This window comes from Allokutzneria oryzae (genome assembly GCF_042429765.1).
Taxonomy (GTDB): domain Bacteria; phylum Actinomycetota; class Actinomycetes; order Mycobacteriales; family Pseudonocardiaceae; genus Allokutzneria; species Allokutzneria oryzae.
Genome location: NZ_JBHLZU010000015.1, coordinates 18,439 through 33,894 on the forward strand (window position 1 = coordinate 18,439; position 15,456 = coordinate 33,894).

Sequence of the window (15,456 nt, forward strand, 5' to 3'; positions counted from 1 at the left end):
CGCGCACCGATCAGCACCCGATCAGCGACCGCTCAGCCGGCTCGGGTCATCGGGACGACGGGCCGCACAGGCCCTAGGTTCGTGGTGATGGTGCGTTTCGGTGTGCTGGGCCCGCTGGTGGCCGAGGACGAGCGCGGGCCGGTCGACCTCAAGGGGTTGCGGCACCGGGCCGTCCTGGCTCGCCTGCTGGTCGCCAGGGGCCGGGTCGTGCCGGTGGCGATGCTGATCGACGATCTCTGGGACGACGCGCCGGAGGGCGCCCTCGGCGCCGTGCAGACCTTCGTCGGCGCGTTGCGGAAAGCCCTTGAGCCGGATCGCCCGCCTCGAACGCCCTCCCGGCTGCTGGTCACGGCGGCACCTGGCTACGCGCTGCGCGCCGAGCCCGGGATGGTGGACGCCTGGCGCTTCGAGGCCGCCGTCGCCACGTCCGCCCAGCTGCTGGACGAGGGCAGGGCCGGGGAAGCGCGCTCCCTGCTGGACGACGTGCTCGCGCTGTGGCGGGGACCGGCCTATGCGGAGTTCGTCGAGCAGGACTGGGCGCGTGGCGAGATCACCCGGCTGGACGAGCTCCGCCTCCTCGCCGTGGAACGCCGTGCTGAGGCTGCGTTGTCCTCGGGGCAGGCGGCCGAGTCGGTGTCCGATCTCCAGGCCCATGTCGCTGGCCATCCCCTGCGCGAGGACGGCTGGCGGCTGCTGGCGTTGGCGCTCTACCGAGCGGGGCGGCAGGGCGATGCGCTGGCCACGCTCCGCCAGGCTCGTGCGGTGCTCCGGTCCGAGCTCGGCGTGGACCCCGGTCAGAGCCTGCGGCAGGTGGAGGCGGACATCCTCGCCCAGGCCCCGCACCTCACCGTCCACCCCGCACGGCAGGCGCGACCGGTCGAGCACCCGTTCGTGGGCCGCACCGAGGAGCTGGCCGAGCTGGAGGAAGCAGCGGCGACCGGGCGGCCGCGGCTCGCACTGGTGTCCGGTGCCGCGGGTGCTGGCAAGACCGCGCTGGCCAGGGCCCTGACCCGGCGTTTGGAGAGCACTGGCTGGATCACCGCGTGGGGCACCAGCCCCGAGCTCCCGGGCGCGCCTTCGGCGTGGCCGTGGACGCAGATGAGCGAGAGCCTCGGCGGGCACGAACTGACTCCCCGGGTTGCCGAAGACCCAGTCGTAGCGCGGTTTCACCGACATCGAGCGGTCGGCTCGCACCTGTCCGCCGTCGCCGCGAAGGCTCCTGTGCTGCTGGTCTTCGACGACCTGCACTGGGCGGACGAGGAGACTCTCGCCCTGCTGACCGCGCTGGCCGCCGACCCCGGCGTCGGGCCGGTGTTGATCGTCGGCACGTACCGTTCGACCGAGATCTCGGACCCGCTGGCCGAGGCGCTGGGCCGAGCCGCCCGCACGGAACCGGCCCGGATCTACCTGGGTGGCCTGTCCGAGCCGCAGGTGCGTGAGATGGCCGAGGCCATCACCAGCAGGAAGATGCCTCCGGGCGCGGCGCGCATGATCCATTCGCGCAGCGCGGGCAACCCCTTCTTCGTCCGGGAGCTCACCCGGCTCTGGGAGACCGAGGGTGACGCGGCCCTGCACGCCGTGCCCGAGGGAGTCCGCGACGTGATCCGACATCGCCTGGCCAGGCTCGGCGAGACGGCGAGAACACACATGCGACAGGCCGCTGTCATCGGCCAAGTCGTGGATCTCGACGTGCTGGTCTCGCTCGCCGGGGACGAGAACCAGGTCCTGGACTCCGTCGAAGCCGCTCTCCTCGCGGGTTTCCTGGTGGAGCAGGAAGCTGACCGCCTGTGGTTCGCCCACGCTCTGGTGCACGAGACGCTCTACGACGACATCACGCGCGCTCGTCGGGCTCGGTGGCACGCCTCGGTTGCCGAGATCATCGAAAAAGCACGGCTCGCTGACGTGGAGGCGATCGCCCACCACCTGCTCCGAGCGGGGACCCGGGCCAGTGCGGCTCGTACCGCGCACTACACGCGCGCTGCGGCTGAACGAGCGGAGAAACGGTTCGCGCCGCACGAGGCGGCACGCTTGTGGCGCGCGGCCTTGGACAGCACGGAGGACGTCGACGCGCGGGACCGCTTGGCCGCGGTGATGGGTCTTGTGCGGGCGCTTGCGGTGACCGGTGACCTGCGAGAGGCGCGACGTCACCGCGCGGAGGCGATCACCGCGGCGGAGGCGCTGGGCGAACCGTTGCTGACCGCCAGCGTGATCGGTGCCTTCGACGTGCCCGCGATCTGGACGGCCAACGACGACGAAGCCCTGTCCGCCCACCTCGTAGCGGCTGCCGAACGCACGCTGCCTCTGCTGCCCGCCGAGCACGAGGCCGAGCGCGCGCGCCTGCTGATCACCATCGCGATGGAGCGGCGTGGTGACGCCGGGCAGCGGGGGAGCGACGCGGCACGTGAAGCCGAGGCGATCGCCCGTCGCCTCGGCGACCCGACCCTGCTGGCCTACGCGCTCAACGGGCGCTTCATGCAGACCTTCCACCGGGCCGGACTCGCTCCGCAACGGGCTCGGATCGGTCAGGAACTGCTTGATCTTGCGGCACGCCACAGCGGCCTGGTGACCTTCGAGGTGCTCGGGCACCTGATCCTCATCCAGGCCGGTGCCGCGCTCGCCGATCTCGCGGCCGCCGATCGGCACGCAGCCGAGGCCGATCTGCTCGCCGAGCGCTACGAACTCCCGCTGGTCGGCGTGTTCACCGCCTGGTACGCCGCGCTGCGGCTCGCGATGACCGGTCGGCTCGATGAGGCGCGAACCGCCTACCGCGCGGCGGCCGCTCGGCTCACGGGCACCGGGATGCCCGGTGTGGAGGATGGGATCCTCCCGCTCGCCCTGCTCTGCATCAGCGCGCCCGACGCCGAACCGGCCGGCGACTGGGGCCCGTACGAGAGCTGGGCCCGCCCGCTGGTCCTGTTCGCACAAGGCAACCGCGAGCAGGCGCTCGCCGCCGCGCGCGCCGTCCCGGACTCCCCGCGCGACCTGCTCTTCGAGGCCCGCACCTGTCTGCACGCCATGATCGCGATCGAGGCAGGAGACCGGTCGACGATGGAACGCCTCTACTCCCACCTGCTTCCCGCGGCAGGGGAGCTCGCCGGAGCCGGGAGCGGACTGGTCACCCTCGGCCCTGTCGCACACCACCTCGGTCGGCTGGCCGCCGCACTGGGGCGGCACCGTCAGGCCACCGAACACCACCGGCAGGCACAGGAGATCGAGGACAGGACCCGAGAGTGACCGTCCATTGTGGATATATGTTTGACTGTCGGATGTACGTTCACGCGGTGACCACTCCTCCCGATGTCGACTTCCTCCGCCGTCTTGCGGGCAGGATTCCCGACGACGACCTCGCGTGGGTGTGGAACCACCTCGGCGCCGGTGAGTTCGGGGACATGGAGCGCTCGCTGGTGAACATGGTCCGCGATCACGCGATCCCGCTCAGCGACACCGAGTGGAACCGGATGGTTGAAGCCGGAATCACGGTTACCTACGCAGGCCTCGCCGAACTGCGCGTCAACGGTCACCGCCCCGTCTACCACTTCGAGCCGTCCGCCGAACTGTCCACAGTGGATGATCTGTTGATCGCCGACGTGACCACCTGCTCCACGCTTCGTCGCGTGGTCGAGGCTCGTCGTATTCCTCAGTCAGCCGCTGCTCCCTGCCCGGACCTGACGGTCTACGTCGCGGAGTTCGCCGCAGGGGAGAGTGTCCTCGAACGGCGTACTGGGCTCTTCTGGGGGCCCGGTGGCGCGCAGCTCGAAGTGGTGGCGGAGGGGGAGGAGCTGCCGCCCTACCAAGCGGCGGCGTTCGCGGCTGGCAGGCGGATCCGGCCCGGCTCGCTGTAGAGGTCTTGTGCGGCTGGGTTAGGGCTCCGCGACGAGCTTCTTCAGCAGATCGCGCAGGGTTTCCTGCTGCGTGGCGGTGAGCGAGGTCAGCGGGGACTCGGTGCCCAGGTGCTTGAGCACCGTTGTGCGGCAACGCCGCCCGGCCGGGGTGAGCACGATCTGCTTGGCGCGCCGGTCGGTCGGGTGCGGTCTGCGTTCGATCAGGCTCTGCTGTTCGAGGCGGTCGAGGACGAACGTTGCGTTCGACGGCTCGCAGGACATCCTGTTCGCCAGCTCCCGAGCAGTGATCGGCTCGGACAGCTCGCGAATCGCGACGACCTGCGTCGCGGTGAGACCGAGCTGCTCGGCGACGCGGCGCACGTGGATGTCGAGCCGCTGCGCGAAGTGGTGCACCAGCTTGCACACGTCGCGGTCGATGTCGCCGTCCGCCGAAAGGTCCGGCTGCCTCGCCATGCCCTGAGTCTAGCGGCTGTGCTTCGAACTGTGATAGTTCTAGTTCGCATCATACGAACTAGAACTATTTGGGGTGTCTCGGGTGCCTCTGCCTGCACTTTCCTTCATGTTGGTGGTCTTCAGTCTCACCACCGGTGAGTTCGTGATCGCCGGAATCCTGCCGGACGTGGCAGCTGACCTGTCGGTATCGGTCCCCTCGGCCGGGCTGCTCGCGACCGCCTACGCGCTCGGCATGATCGTCGGCGGCCCGGTGGTCACCGTGCTGACCGCGCGGCAGGCTCGCAAGCGGCTCATCGTCGGTCTCGTCGCCGTGTCCATCGCCGGGAACCTGGGTTCGGCGGTGGCGCCGGACTACCCCGTCCTGCTGGTGTCGCGGTTCGTCGCCGGGCTGGTGGTGGCCACGTTCTTCGCCGTGGCGATCGCCACCGTCGTCTCGATGGCGCAGCCGGGCAAGCAGGCCGCCGCCGTGGCGAAAGTGGCTCTGGGGATGAATCTCGGCATCATCCTCGGCACGCCGATCGGCACCTTCGTCAGCCACGAACTCGGCTGGCGGGCGACTTTCGTGACGGTCGCCGTGCTCAGTGCCGTGGCTCTGCTGATGGTGCTGCGGTTCGTCCCGGCACAGCCAGCCGTCGCGAGCGGGCCGGTGCTGGGGGAGCTGCGGGTGTTCGCCGATCGAGGTGTCCAGCTTGCGATCGCCCTGACCGCGCTGGGCAATGTCGGAGTCCTGATGGTCTTCACCTACATCGCCCCGCTGCTCACCGATGTCAGCGGGTTCGCTCCTGGCGCGGTTCCCGTGCTGCTGTTGGTGTACGGCGCTGGTGCGGTCGCCGGGAACTTCCTCGGGGGATGGTTGTCGGACAAGGCGTTGATGCCGTCGCTGACCGGGCTGCTCACCGCGTTGGCGGCCGAACTGGCGCTGTTCTGGCTCATCGGTGGGAACCAGGTTTCCGCATCGGTTCTGACCTTTGTCCTGGGGCTGCTGGCCTTCGCGATCGTCCCCGGAATGCAGACCCGTGTCATGACGGCGGCCAGTGCGGCGCCCACGCTCGCGGTCGCGGTCAACGCCTCCGGCTTTCAGCTCGCCGCGGCGTTCGCGGGCTGGCTCGGCGGGCAGGTCATCGACGGCGGGTCGGGCCTGCGGTCGATCTACCTCGTCGGCGCGCTCCTGACCGTGGCCGGTCTGGCAGTCGCGATCCACACGATGCGGCGCGACCGCCAGCCGGTGTTGTCATGAAGTGCGCAACAGGCAAGGCGCTGAAGGGAAAAGTCGCGCTGGTGACCGGCGGTTCGCGTGGCATCGGCGCCGCGACCGCCCGTGCCTTGGCGGTGCAGGGAGCCGCGGTGGCGATCAGCTACGCCGCGTCTTCCGGCAAGGCTGAAGCTGTCGTGGCCGAACTGGTCCGTGCCGGTGCGCGCGCGGCCGCCTATCGGGCCGACCAGGCCGACCCCCGGCAGGTTCGCGACCTGGTGCATGCCGTGGCGGCTGACTTCGGGCGGCTCGACGTCCTGGTCAACAACGCCGCGAGCTTCGTCAGCGGCAAGGTCGACGACGCCGGCGGTGACGTGGCGGCTTTCGACCGCCAGCTCGCTGTCAACGTCGTCGGTGTCACCGCGGGAATCCGAGCGGCGGCCCCGATCCTCGGCGACGGAGGACGGATCATCACGGTCGGTTCCATGCAGGCCACACGTCCCGGGTTCGCGGGCGTCGCCGACTACGCGTCGACCAAAGCGGCGATCATCGGCTACAGCAAGGGGGCGGCCAGGGACCTGGCGCCGAGGGGGATCACCGTCAACGTGGTCCAGCCCGGTTCGGTCGCCACCGACATGAACCCTCCCGACGCGCCGTTCGCCGACATCCAGCGCGCGGCGAACGCGATGGGCCGCTTCGGCAGGCCGGAGGAGATCGCGGCGGGCATCGTGTTCCTCGCCGGTCCGGGGGCGTCCTTCATCACCGGTGCCGTCCTGGACATCGACGGCGGCTACCTGGCCTGACCCACCGGCGCAGAGTCAAGAAAGTTTGACATGATGTCCGCCTCGCTTTACATTCGGTCGTGTCAAACTTTCTTTACAGGGGAGCGGACGTGGCGATCGAGGAGAAGCGCGCGTGGATCATGGCGGTGGTCGCGGTCGCCGCGTACGCGGCCTATCTCGTGATCATCCTTGGCGGGGCGGGCGAGGCCGCGCTCGTCGAGGTGTCCTACGTGCCGGCGCTGCTGTGGACCGTCGGCATCGCGATCGTGGCGTCGATCGTGCTGCACGTCGCCGCCGCGCTCGCCGCGCCCGAGGACGCGGGGAAGGATCAGCGCGACCGGGAGATCGGCCGGTTCGGTGAGCACGTCGGCCAGTCCTTCGTCGTGATCGGCGGGGTGGCGGCGCTGGTCATGGCCATGGCCGAGCTGGACCACTTCTGGATCGCCAACGCGATCTACCTGGCGTTCGTCCTGTCGGCGGTGCTCGGCTCCGTCGCCAAGATCTTCGCCTACCGCAAGGGTTTCCAGACATGGTGAAGCCGAAGCCGACCAGGGTCACCAACTCGATCCGGGCACTGCGGTTCGCGCACGGGGAGATGACGCAGGCCGACCTGGCCAGGCGCATCGGCGTGACGCGTCAGACCGTCATCGCCATCGAGCAGGGCCGGTACTCGCCGTCCCTTGAGGTGGCGTTCCAGATCGCCCGAGTGTTCAAGGTTCCGCTCGACGACGTGTTCCAGTACCCGGACAGCGCGGAGGAGGCGCCGTGAAGGCGATCGTTCAGGACCGGTACGGCTCAACAGATGTGTTGCGGCTCAACGACATCGCGAAGCCAGTGCCGGGTGACGGCGAGGTGCTCGTGCGAGTGCGCGCGGCCGGTGTCGATCCGGGTGTGTGGCACCTCATGACGGGTCTGCCGTACGCGCTCCGGGTCATGGGTTACGGGGTGCGCGTGCCCAAGGTGCGCGTCCGGGGCAGGGACGTGGCCGGAAGCGTCGAGGCGGTCGGCAGGAACGTGACCCGGTTCAAGCCGGGCGACGAGGTGTTCGGCACCTGCGAGGGCTCCTTCGCCGAGTACGTGTGCGCCCGGGAGGACCGGTTGGCGCTGAAGCCGGTGAACCTCACCTTCGAACAGGCGGCGGCCGTTCCCATCTCCGCTGTGAGCGCCTTACAGGGGCTTCGTGACGCCGGACAGATCCAGCGAGGGCACAAGGTCCTGGTCATCGGCGCGGCGGGAGGTGTCGGTGCGTTCGCGGTGCAGCTGGCCAAGATGTTCGGAGCTGATGTCACCGGCGTGTGCAGCACGAGCAAGCTGGAGCTGGTCAGGTCGCTCGGCGCGGACGAGGTCATCGACTACACCCGCGAGGACTTCGTGGACGGGGTGCGGCACTTCGACCTCGTGCTCGACACCGCGGGCAACCGTTCGCTCTCGCATCTCCGGCGTGCTCTGACACCCAAGGGAACCCTGGTGATCGTCGGCGGCGAAGGGGGAGGGCGGTGGTTCGGCGGGACCGATCGCGTGCTTCGGGCGCTGCTGCTGGCGCCGTTCGTGAGCCAGCGGCTCCGAGGGCTGGTCTCGACGGAGCGCGCGGAGGACTTCCAGCTCCTGCGGGAGATCATCGAGAGCGGTGAGGTCGCGCCGGTCATCGACCGGACGTACCCGCTCCACGAGGCCGGGGAAGCCATCCAATACGTCCACAAAGGACATACCTGCGGCAAGGTCGTTGTCACGGTGTAGTCCCACTGCCAGGCCACAGCGGACACAGGTGTCTGGATGGTTGCGGGTCATGGGTCGTTGTCCCCTGTTGTGACGGGAAGGTCGACTGTGTTCGTGACCGCCGGGAGTGGCTAGCGTGGGATGGGTCGAGCTGCCCGGGCGGGACAGGAGAGGGGTGGGGAAGCATGCGGGCGAGTCCAACACAGTGCGATGACCTGGCAATCGGCCTGCAGGAGCTGACCACAGCGCTGCTGTCCGCTGACGACGTCGAGGAGGCGTTGCGGCGCATCACCGACACCGTGCCGAGGCTGCTGCCGCGATGCCCGATGGCCGGAGTGCGGCTGGAGCGGGCCGGGAAGGCGATGACGGCGCTCGGCTCGGAGGTGGAAGTGGAGCTGGCCAAGGTGATCCGGCACAGCGATGCGCAGGGGCCGGGCCAGGAGTGCATGCGCGTCGAGGAGCCGGTCCTGATGGCCGACACGGTCACCGAGCGGCGGTGGGGGCGGTACCCGGCAGAGCTGCTGGCGCACGGGTTGCGCACCGTCTACGCGCACCCGCTGAGCGTGAATGACAGGGTGGTCGGGGCGTTGACGCTGTACTCACGGGTGCCGGGCCTGTTCGACTCGCCGACCCAGCAGACCGTGCGGATGACCGCCCGGCACACCGGAGTCCTGCTGGGCGCGGCGATCCAGACCACCGAGCAGACCAGGCGGGCGGCCCAGCTGCGGCGCGCCCTGGAATGCCGGGCGGCGATCAACCAGGCCATCGGCGTGATCATGGTGCGCGAAGGCTGCGACAAGGACGCGGCGTTCGAGATTCTGCGCACGACCTCGCGGAGCACCAAGCGCAAGCTCGCCGAGGTCGCTCTCGGTGTCGTGGCGACGGCGAGCGGGGGCCGTCCCCGGCAGGGCCGGTTCCACGAGTGACCGCCGCCGGTTGGCGTGGTTGTGGCTGCCGCCCCGACTTCGCCGATGGAGTGCCCGGAGAGGAGCACGGGTGGCGGTGGGTCTTCTACGTGAACCTGCCGATCGGCCTGGTGGCGCTGGCCTTCACGGTGGTTGGCGTGGTTGTGGCTGCCGCCCCGACTTCGTCGGGTTGCCCTCGGATAATTCTCCCGGACTCGGGCACGCATTTCCTTGGGCATCCACCACCGCTAGCCCGCTCACCTAATACGCTGGCGGGCTAGCCGGGGTCGGGTTTTAAAGTTTTAAAACGGTGGAGTGGGATCCGCTATTGGTTCCGGTTCCCGGACATACGTGCGTCCCATCGGGGTAGTCCAAATATGGATACCACCCGGGAGTTGGGTTCGTTTCCACCGCGTGTGATGCTTCATCACGTGATGCCGTCGGCATTTCGCACCCAGATCATCCGCCACGGTGTTCGTCCCGTCGAACGGCTCGCAATGATCCAGATCGCAGCGGTGCGCCGGTTGGCGACAGCCGATCGCCACACACGTGACATCCCGCGCCCGGACCAGGTCCGCGAGGGCCGCTGACGGGCGGTAGTTGGTGCGCCCCACATCCACCGCTACCCCGGTGACTGGGTCGGTGAGGATCCGCTTCCAGGTGCCGCCCGCGGCGATGTCACGGGCCACGTCTGCGGGAATCGGGCCATAGTCCGCGAGCATCCCCGGCTCCTGGTCCATCCCCATCAGCGTGGTGGCGGGGAGGGTGACCAGGACCTTGACCTCACCCTGGGGTGCGCCGGTCTCCTTGCCCATCAGCAGGTCGAAGGCGACATCGGCGCGACGTTGGTCCATGGTGCGCTCATCCTCGCCGAGGCCTCGGGCGATGCGGTCGATCCGATCCCAGACCAGGGCGCCTTGGAGGGCGGTGAGCTGGAACCGCAACGCACACATCGCGTCGTCGAGATTCAGCTTCTCCACCCGCCGGGTCCGCTTCTTCTCCTCATGCCGCCGCGCCGCCGCCTCCGGATCCACCTTCGCGATCAGGCGCTGGGCGTGCTGCCGGATCCGGCTGTAGTGGTGGGTACGGGCGTACTCGATCAACACCGCTTCCACGATCTCCGCCTGCACAGCCGTGAGCGGCTCCAGTTGATCGACGATCAGCAGGGCCTTGCCCTGGTCGATCCGGCCCTCCTCCAAGGCGGCGAGCACGGCCGGGCGGGAGGCGAGGTTCTCGGCGTGACAGATCAGCGTGCTGGCCTTGCGCGAGGAAATCGACAACAACGCCCCGACCTCGTCACCGAGATACGGGTATTCGGCGAAATCCGTGCTGACCACCAAATCGGCGAGACAGCGCGCCAGGACCGCGTGCGCGTGATTCACCGCGCGGTAGGCGTCCTCGATGGTATCGAGGGTCTCGTCGGGGGTCATATTTCTATTCTACGTGCCGAAAAATGGTGATCATGGCTCTATGGGGTGAAATGGTGTGCTGATTCTTTCGCTGTCGGTGAACGCGAAAGCGCGCACCTGTGTGGTGAGGTGACTGAACCGTCGGGAGACGGAAAGGGGCCGCCCAGTCAGCTGACGATCCCGTGTTCCCAGGCCCACGCGGCGATCTCCACGCGGTTCCTGAGGCCGAGCTTGTCCTGGATGTTGCTCAGGTGGCTCTTGACGGTGCCCAGCGAGAGGAACATGTCCGCCGCGATCTCGTTGTTGGTCCAGCCGCGCGCCACCCGCGTCGTCACCTTCAGCTCCTGCGGACTCAGCCTCGCACCGGCGTCCACGCTCTTCGCCGCCGACTTCGTCAGGTGCTCCAGCAGCCGCACCGTCACCGACGGGGAGATCAGCGACTCGCCGTGCACCGCGGCCCGCACCGCTTCCGCCAGCAGGCGGGGGCCGGAGCTCTTCACCACGAACCCGCTCGCCCCGGCGCGGAGCGCTCCGTAGACGTACTCGTCCATGTCGAAGGTCGTGACGATCACGACGTTGGTCCTCGCCGTCTCCGGGTCGCTCTTGATCCGCTTGGTCGCCTGCAGGCCGTCCACCTTGGGCATCCGGATGTCCATCAGGCACACGTCCGGTTTGAGCTCGCGCACCAGCTGGACCGCTCGCAGGCCGTCCGCCGCCTGGCCGACGACGGTGATGCCCTCCTGGCCGTCGAGGATGAGCTGGAAGCCGGTTCGGACCATCTCCTGGTCGTCGGCGATCACGACGGTGGCGCTCATGGTGTCCTCATCCAGTGGGTATCGACGCGGTCAGGACCCAGCCGCGGTCGGGCAGCGGGCCGCTGGTCAGCTCCCCGCCCAGCGCGGAGACCCGTTCGGACAGGCCGATCATGCCGAAGCCGCTCGGCCGGAACCGGGACAGCCCGCCGCGGGTCCCGTCGTCGCGGACCCGCACGAGCAGCCGATCGCCGTCCTGCTCCACGTTGACCAGCACACCGGTCGCCGAACGGGCGTGCTTGCCGACGTTGGTCAGGCCCTCCTGGACCAGGCGCTCGACGGTCTTGCCGAGCTGCTGGGACCACGAGTCGATGTCCACCTGCTCGCCGACGTGCAGCCGCACCGGCTGTTCCGGGCGGGAGAAGCGGGCGACGAGGGCGCGGATGGTGTCCAGCGTGTGCTGCGCGGGCACCTCCGGTTCCTCGCCCGCCGAGCGCAGCAGGCGGACCATGCGGCTCATCGCGACCAGCCCCTCCTGACCCGTGCGCTCGATGTTGGCGAAGAGCTCGCGGCCCGTCGCCGGATCGCCCTCCACGACCTGCTCGCCCGCCTGGGCCTGCACGATGATCGCCGTGACGTAGTGCGCGACGTGGTCGTGCAGGTCCCGTGCCAGGTCGAGGCGTTCGGCCTGGCGGACCCGTTGCTCGGCCGAGACCCGCCTGCGGTCCTCCGAGCGGAGGTAGAGCCCGCACACCACGGCGGGCACGGTCAGCAGCGCGAGAAAGGTGCTCAGCTCCTCGACGATCGGCCACGACCCGATGTCCGGCAACCGCCGCCCGAGGAACAGGACAGCGGCCAGCAGCGCGAGGCTGGACACCGCGATCTGCCAACGACGCAGGTACCTGAACGTCATGCACAGCAACAGAAGCAGACCGAAGGTCTCGGCGAGTCCCGGACTGCGCTGGAGGATGGTGTCCTCGACCGTCTTGGAGACGTCCACCGAGATCAGGCAGACCAGCAGCACCACACCGGTCATCGGCACGCCGCGTTCGCGGTGTCCGAGGTAGGTGCCCAGCAGTGCGAGTGACGTGATCACGACCGCCGTCGCCGAGAGCATCAGGCCGACGGGGCGGGTGTTGAAGATGTTCAGGTCCACGAACAGCAGGAAGCCGAACAGGCCCACGACGGCGAGCACGCGGCCGTCGACTCGGCGCACGAGGCTGGACGGTGACGCTCTCACGCCGGTGACGCTACTGCGGGCTTGGACGGCCTGCGCGGTGCTCCGCCCCGGTTTGTGTCTTTTGGCTGAGCGCGTACGGGCGAACGTGTCCGTTCGGCCGATCAGGCGGTGCCCGCGTTCGAGCACGATCATGTCGTCCACAGCGAACTGTCCACAAAGGAGTTGCCCATGTCCTCGAAAGCCTTCCGGCTGGTCCTGCTGCTGGCGTTGTCCGCCGTGAGCGCGAGCTCGTTGAGCGGCTGCGGCCTGTTCGGCAGGAGCTGGGACGTGCGGTTCGAGGTGCGGGGCCCCGGTGAGGCGACTGTGAAGTCCCGCTTCGCCGGTGACAACGACAAGGTCGAGACCGCGAGCAACACGACGCTGCCGTGGACGAAGAGCCGCAGTGTCGGCTTCGGCTTCAACGACCTCTGGGTCGAAGGGGGCAAGCCCGGCACCGTCTGCAAGGTCTTCGTCGACGACAAGCTGGTTGGTGAGAAGAAGGTGGACGACAAGGGCAATGCCACCTGTCGCGCCAACAACCAGGACCCGGAGTGAGCGGCGTGGCCACCGCCGCGGTCTGCGGCGTCGATCCGGCCGAGGTGCGCGCGCTGCGCGAGGTCACCTTGGACTTCACCCCCGGGAGCTCACCGCCGTGATGGGCCCCTCCGGTTCCGGCAAGTCCAGACGGAGAACATCCGGCAGCCGTCGGCCATTCGCGCAGCTGCTAGCTCAGTGGCGCGTGGCGAACCACGCTCCGAAGCTGGGTGCGGCGCTTGGACCACGACTTCTCCCAGTTCGACCCCGCGAACTCCACCCCGAGCGCCGCTTTCCTGATCACGCCCTCGGCTGCTCCACGACCAGTTCGATGCCCGACTCGTCGGCCAGCAGCAGGCACGGGGTGAGCGGGTTCGGCTCGTACTCCGAGGACAGCACCATCTCGGCGAACTTGTCCCCCCACTGCGAGTCGGCTCCGGTCACGTAGATCTGGTCCGGGCAGGGCAGCGCCACGAGCAGCCTCCGCTCGTCGAGGAGGCCCGACAGCCACTCGTGGAAGTCCGGCGCCACCACGGCCGAAGCGGCGAAGTAGCCCTCGCGCTCCAGGCTGACCATCCGGTCCGGGGTCTCGTCGGAGCCCATGAACTGCGCGGTGATCCCCCGCATCAGGTTGGCGGTCGCCTCGCTCAGCAGCGCGTCGAAGTCTTGGTCGCCGAGCTCGTGCCGCGTGAGGTGGTTCATACCGATCGTCCCCTGCGGAGTCATGGCGACGTGGGCGAGGGTGACGAACAGCTGCTCGGGGACCACGGGCGTGTGCGGCAGGAAGGGGATCTCCTCCGACGAGGACGCGCTGCGGAGGATGGGCAGCAGCATGCCCGTGGGCTCGGGTTTCGGCTCCTCCCGCTGCGCGCGTTGGCGTTGCATCGCCTCCCGCACGCGCTGCCTGATCTCTTCTTCGGAGAGGGGCCGTTCCGGGTTCACTCTGCTCCTTGGGACATGTGCGTGCTCGTGTCCTGCGTAGCATGGATGAGCCCCGTTTTCCTGTCACCAGAGCCCTTGCCCTCAAGCCAAGTTGAGGTTGGATCCTGGTGGCATGCAGACGACAGACAGTAGGACGCGCGAGGCGGAGATCGAGGCCATCAAGAAGGTGGTCGCCGACGTCCAGCACACCCAGCAGAACGAGCTGCCCGACGAGTTCGTGAGCCTCTTCCGCGAGGACGCGATCTGGACGACGGCCCACGGCAGGCGTCTCATCGGCCGCGACGCGATCTCGGAGTTCACCCATCAGGTGCTGCCCGGCGCGATGACCGGCTCGACGGCGACGTACGAGGTCGAGCACGTGCTGTTCATCCGGCCCGAGGTGGCCGCGGTCAAGGTGCGGCAGCGGTACCTGACGCTCGACGGCGAGCCGATGCCGGGCGACAGCGAAGGCAGCCCGCTGTACGTCATGGCCAAGGAGGGTGGGCAGTGGCGCCTGGTCGCGGGCCAGAACACGCTGGTGCGGGAGCCGTGACCGTCGCGTTTGGGCGTTGTCTCCGGCGCGGCGGTGTTCGCCCAGCTTCTCCCGTTTGAGGACGCGTGCCCCGAGGACACGCCCTAGTCGTGTCCTGCGAGTGGTCACTCCACCTCACCAACCCCCGGTGCCCTCACCCACGTGCCCCCCGTTTCGCGTTTTGTAGGCTTAACGCGAAATGAGAGCGCTCCTTCGCGCAACAAGGCTACAAAACGCGAAAACCTGGCCGCGTCAGCCAGCCCACGGGGGCACGGGGGGTACGGGGGCGGGCGCTAGGCGGACGTGGTGCGCAGTCCTTCGAAGTAGGGCTTCATCGCGGGGTAGTAGTCGTCGAAGGCCGGCTGGGGGGAACCGTCGCGGGCCGCGACGAGCATGTCGAGGTAGTACTCCCAGCCTGCCCCGAGCTCGCCGATGCCGTCCTCGGTTTCGAGGTGGTGCACCAGCCGCAGGGTCGTCACACCGTCCTCTTCGGACAGCAGCAGCTCCATTCGCCAGTGGCCGGAGTCGTCCTTCGTCGACACGGCAAGGCGTCGCGGAGCTTCGCAGGCGTCGATGAGCATGTCGCTCCACGGCTCCTGCTCCTCGAACACCATCCGCACCTTGATCGTTCGGCCGGGCGCCGCGTCGCCTTCCCAGGGGCCGAACCAGCGCGCCGTGCGCTCGGGCTCGGTGACGCTGGCCCACACGTCGTCGATCGGGGCGCGGAACGTCCGCTTCAGTTCGAGATCGCTTCCGGAGCCGGTGCGAAACAGCCGGCCGGTCGGCACGCGGTTCATGCGGTGTCTTCCTCTCGTCGGTCCGGGGCTCGGCGCCCGCGGTTCTCGCGGCGGGTCCGGTACACCTCGGTCTCCAGCGCGTCGAGGCGCTGCTCCCAGCCGGAGGGCTGGAGGAACGGGGCGAGCCATTCCGCCAGCTCCACCAGCGCCTCCGGATCGAGCACGTAGAACCGTTGCCTGCCAACGAGCTCGTCGTGCACCAGCCCGCTGTCGCGCAGCACCCGCAGGTGGCGGCTCACGGCGGGCCTGCTGATCGGGAAGCGTTCGGCGATCTCGCCGGCGGACAGCCGCGTCTCCCGCAGCAGCGTCAGGATCTCCCGCCGCACGGGGTCGGCGATCGCTCCGGCAACCTCGTCCACGCCGAAAGCGTAACCTACTGGTTACGCGTTTGGCCAGTGCTCG

General features: G+C 69.0%; 17 protein-coding genes. 10 read left to right on the top strand and 7 right to left on the bottom strand.

Translation table 11 applies throughout. The annotated features are described in order from the left end of the window. The first annotated feature begins 87 nt into the window (after positions 1–87). Together ACFFQA_RS17645 and ACFFQA_RS17650 are read left to right on the top strand one after the other, a co-directional pair. Entirely contained in the window at positions 88–3,234 is a 3,147-nt protein-coding gene (locus tag ACFFQA_RS17645; protein ID WP_377853092.1) for an ATP-binding protein, read from the top strand. A 47-nt stretch (positions 3,235–3,281) separates the two neighbouring features. Beyond that, positions 3,282–3,842, top strand: a complete 561-nt coding sequence (locus tag ACFFQA_RS17650) for a hypothetical protein (RefSeq protein WP_377853094.1) — start codon at positions 3,282–3,284, stop codon at positions 3,840–3,842. A gap of 18 nt (positions 3,843–3,860) precedes the next feature. On the opposite strand, the gene ACFFQA_RS17655 is transcribed toward ACFFQA_RS17650, so the two are convergent. Then, the gene (locus tag ACFFQA_RS17655) at positions 3,861–4,295 is read right to left on the bottom strand and encodes a MarR family winged helix-turn-helix transcriptional regulator (RefSeq protein ID WP_377853096.1); all 435 of its coding nucleotides are present in this window, start codon (positions 4,293–4,295) and stop codon (positions 3,861–3,863) included. Positions 4,296–4,401: 106 nt separating this feature from the next. On the opposite strand from ACFFQA_RS17655, the gene ACFFQA_RS17660 reads away from it, so the two are divergent. The 6 genes from ACFFQA_RS17660 to ACFFQA_RS17685 all read left to right on the top strand — a co-directional run bounded on the left by ACFFQA_RS17660 (position 4,402) and on the right by ACFFQA_RS17685 (position 8,911). After that, complete coding sequence (locus tag ACFFQA_RS17660) at positions 4,402–5,532, top strand: MFS transporter (RefSeq protein ID WP_377853098.1); 1,131 nt, start codon at positions 4,402–4,404, stop codon at positions 5,530–5,532. Beyond that, positions 5,529–6,290, top strand: a complete 762-nt coding sequence (locus ACFFQA_RS17665; RefSeq protein WP_377853100.1) for an SDR family NAD(P)-dependent oxidoreductase — start codon at positions 5,529–5,531, stop codon at positions 6,288–6,290. The genes ACFFQA_RS17660 and ACFFQA_RS17665 overlap by 4 nt, the downstream gene beginning before the upstream one ends. Before the next feature lie 89 nt (positions 6,291–6,379). Then, positions 6,380–6,805 carry a hypothetical protein gene (locus ACFFQA_RS17670; RefSeq protein ID WP_377853101.1) on the top strand — a complete coding sequence of 142 codons (426 nt, stop codon included), beginning with the start codon at positions 6,380–6,382 and terminating at the stop codon, positions 6,803–6,805. Next, positions 6,799–7,038 (top strand): helix-turn-helix transcriptional regulator, encoded by a 240-nt coding sequence (locus ACFFQA_RS17675; RefSeq protein ID WP_377853103.1) that lies wholly within the window; start codon positions 6,799–6,801, stop codon positions 7,036–7,038. Before ACFFQA_RS17670 ends, ACFFQA_RS17675 begins: the two co-directional genes overlap by 7 nt. Further along, positions 7,035–8,006 (top strand): NAD(P)-dependent alcohol dehydrogenase, encoded by a 972-nt coding sequence (locus tag ACFFQA_RS17680; protein ID WP_377853104.1) that lies wholly within the window; start codon positions 7,035–7,037, stop codon positions 8,004–8,006. The genes ACFFQA_RS17675 and ACFFQA_RS17680 overlap by 4 nt, the downstream gene beginning before the upstream one ends. A 164-nt stretch (positions 8,007–8,170) precedes the next feature. Continuing rightward, on the top strand, positions 8,171–8,911 hold the full coding sequence (locus ACFFQA_RS17685) for an ANTAR domain-containing protein (protein WP_377853106.1): 741 nt from the start codon (positions 8,171–8,173) through the stop codon (positions 8,909–8,911). A 281-nt stretch (positions 8,912–9,192) separates the two neighbouring features. Here ACFFQA_RS17685 and ACFFQA_RS17690 read toward each other — a convergent pair whose 3' ends face one another. The 3 genes from ACFFQA_RS17690 to ACFFQA_RS17700 all read right to left on the bottom strand — a co-directional run bounded on the left by ACFFQA_RS17690 (position 9,193) and on the right by ACFFQA_RS17700 (position 12,291). Next, entirely contained in the window at positions 9,193–10,320 is a 1,128-nt protein-coding gene (locus tag ACFFQA_RS17690; protein ID WP_377853108.1) for an HNH endonuclease signature motif containing protein, read from the bottom strand. Positions 10,321–10,466: 146 nt separating this feature from the next. Beyond that, positions 10,467–11,114, bottom strand: a complete 648-nt coding sequence (locus ACFFQA_RS17695; protein WP_377853110.1) for a response regulator transcription factor — start codon at positions 11,112–11,114, stop codon at positions 10,467–10,469. A gap of 7 nt (positions 11,115–11,121) precedes the next feature. Next, the gene (locus ACFFQA_RS17700; protein WP_377853112.1) at positions 11,122–12,291 is read right to left on the bottom strand and encodes a sensor histidine kinase; all 1,170 of its coding nucleotides are present in this window, start codon (positions 12,289–12,291) and stop codon (positions 11,122–11,124) included. 168 nt (positions 12,292–12,459) lie between these two features. On the opposite strand from ACFFQA_RS17700, the gene ACFFQA_RS17705 reads away from it, so the two are divergent. Continuing rightward, on the top strand, positions 12,460–12,825 hold the full coding sequence (locus ACFFQA_RS17705; protein ID WP_377853114.1) for a hypothetical protein: 366 nt from the start codon (positions 12,460–12,462) through the stop codon (positions 12,823–12,825). 279 nt (positions 12,826–13,104) lie between these two features. On the opposite strand, the gene ACFFQA_RS17710 is transcribed toward ACFFQA_RS17705, so the two are convergent. Then, a complete protein-coding gene (locus ACFFQA_RS17710; RefSeq protein ID WP_377853116.1) occupies positions 13,105–13,746 on the bottom strand; it encodes a hypothetical protein in 642 nt (213 codons plus the stop codon). A gap of 112 nt (positions 13,747–13,858) precedes the next feature. Here ACFFQA_RS17710 and ACFFQA_RS17715 point away from each other — a divergent pair, with 112 nt between their 5' ends. Further along, positions 13,859–14,278, top strand: a complete 420-nt coding sequence (locus tag ACFFQA_RS17715; RefSeq protein ID WP_377853118.1) for an SgcJ/EcaC family oxidoreductase — start codon at positions 13,859–13,861, stop codon at positions 14,276–14,278. A gap of 272 nt (positions 14,279–14,550) precedes the next feature. Here the strand turns inward: ACFFQA_RS17715 and ACFFQA_RS17720 are convergent, their stop codons facing one another. Both ACFFQA_RS17720 and ACFFQA_RS17725 read right to left on the bottom strand, forming a co-directional pair. Further along, a complete protein-coding gene (locus ACFFQA_RS17720) occupies positions 14,551–15,054 on the bottom strand; it encodes an SRPBCC family protein (protein ID WP_377853119.1) in 504 nt (167 codons plus the stop codon). Beyond that, positions 15,051–15,413, bottom strand: a complete 363-nt coding sequence (locus tag ACFFQA_RS17725; RefSeq protein ID WP_377853121.1) for a metalloregulator ArsR/SmtB family transcription factor — start codon at positions 15,411–15,413, stop codon at positions 15,051–15,053. The genes ACFFQA_RS17720 and ACFFQA_RS17725 overlap by 4 nt, the downstream gene beginning before the upstream one ends. Between the last annotated feature and the right edge of the window lie 43 nt (positions 15,414–15,456).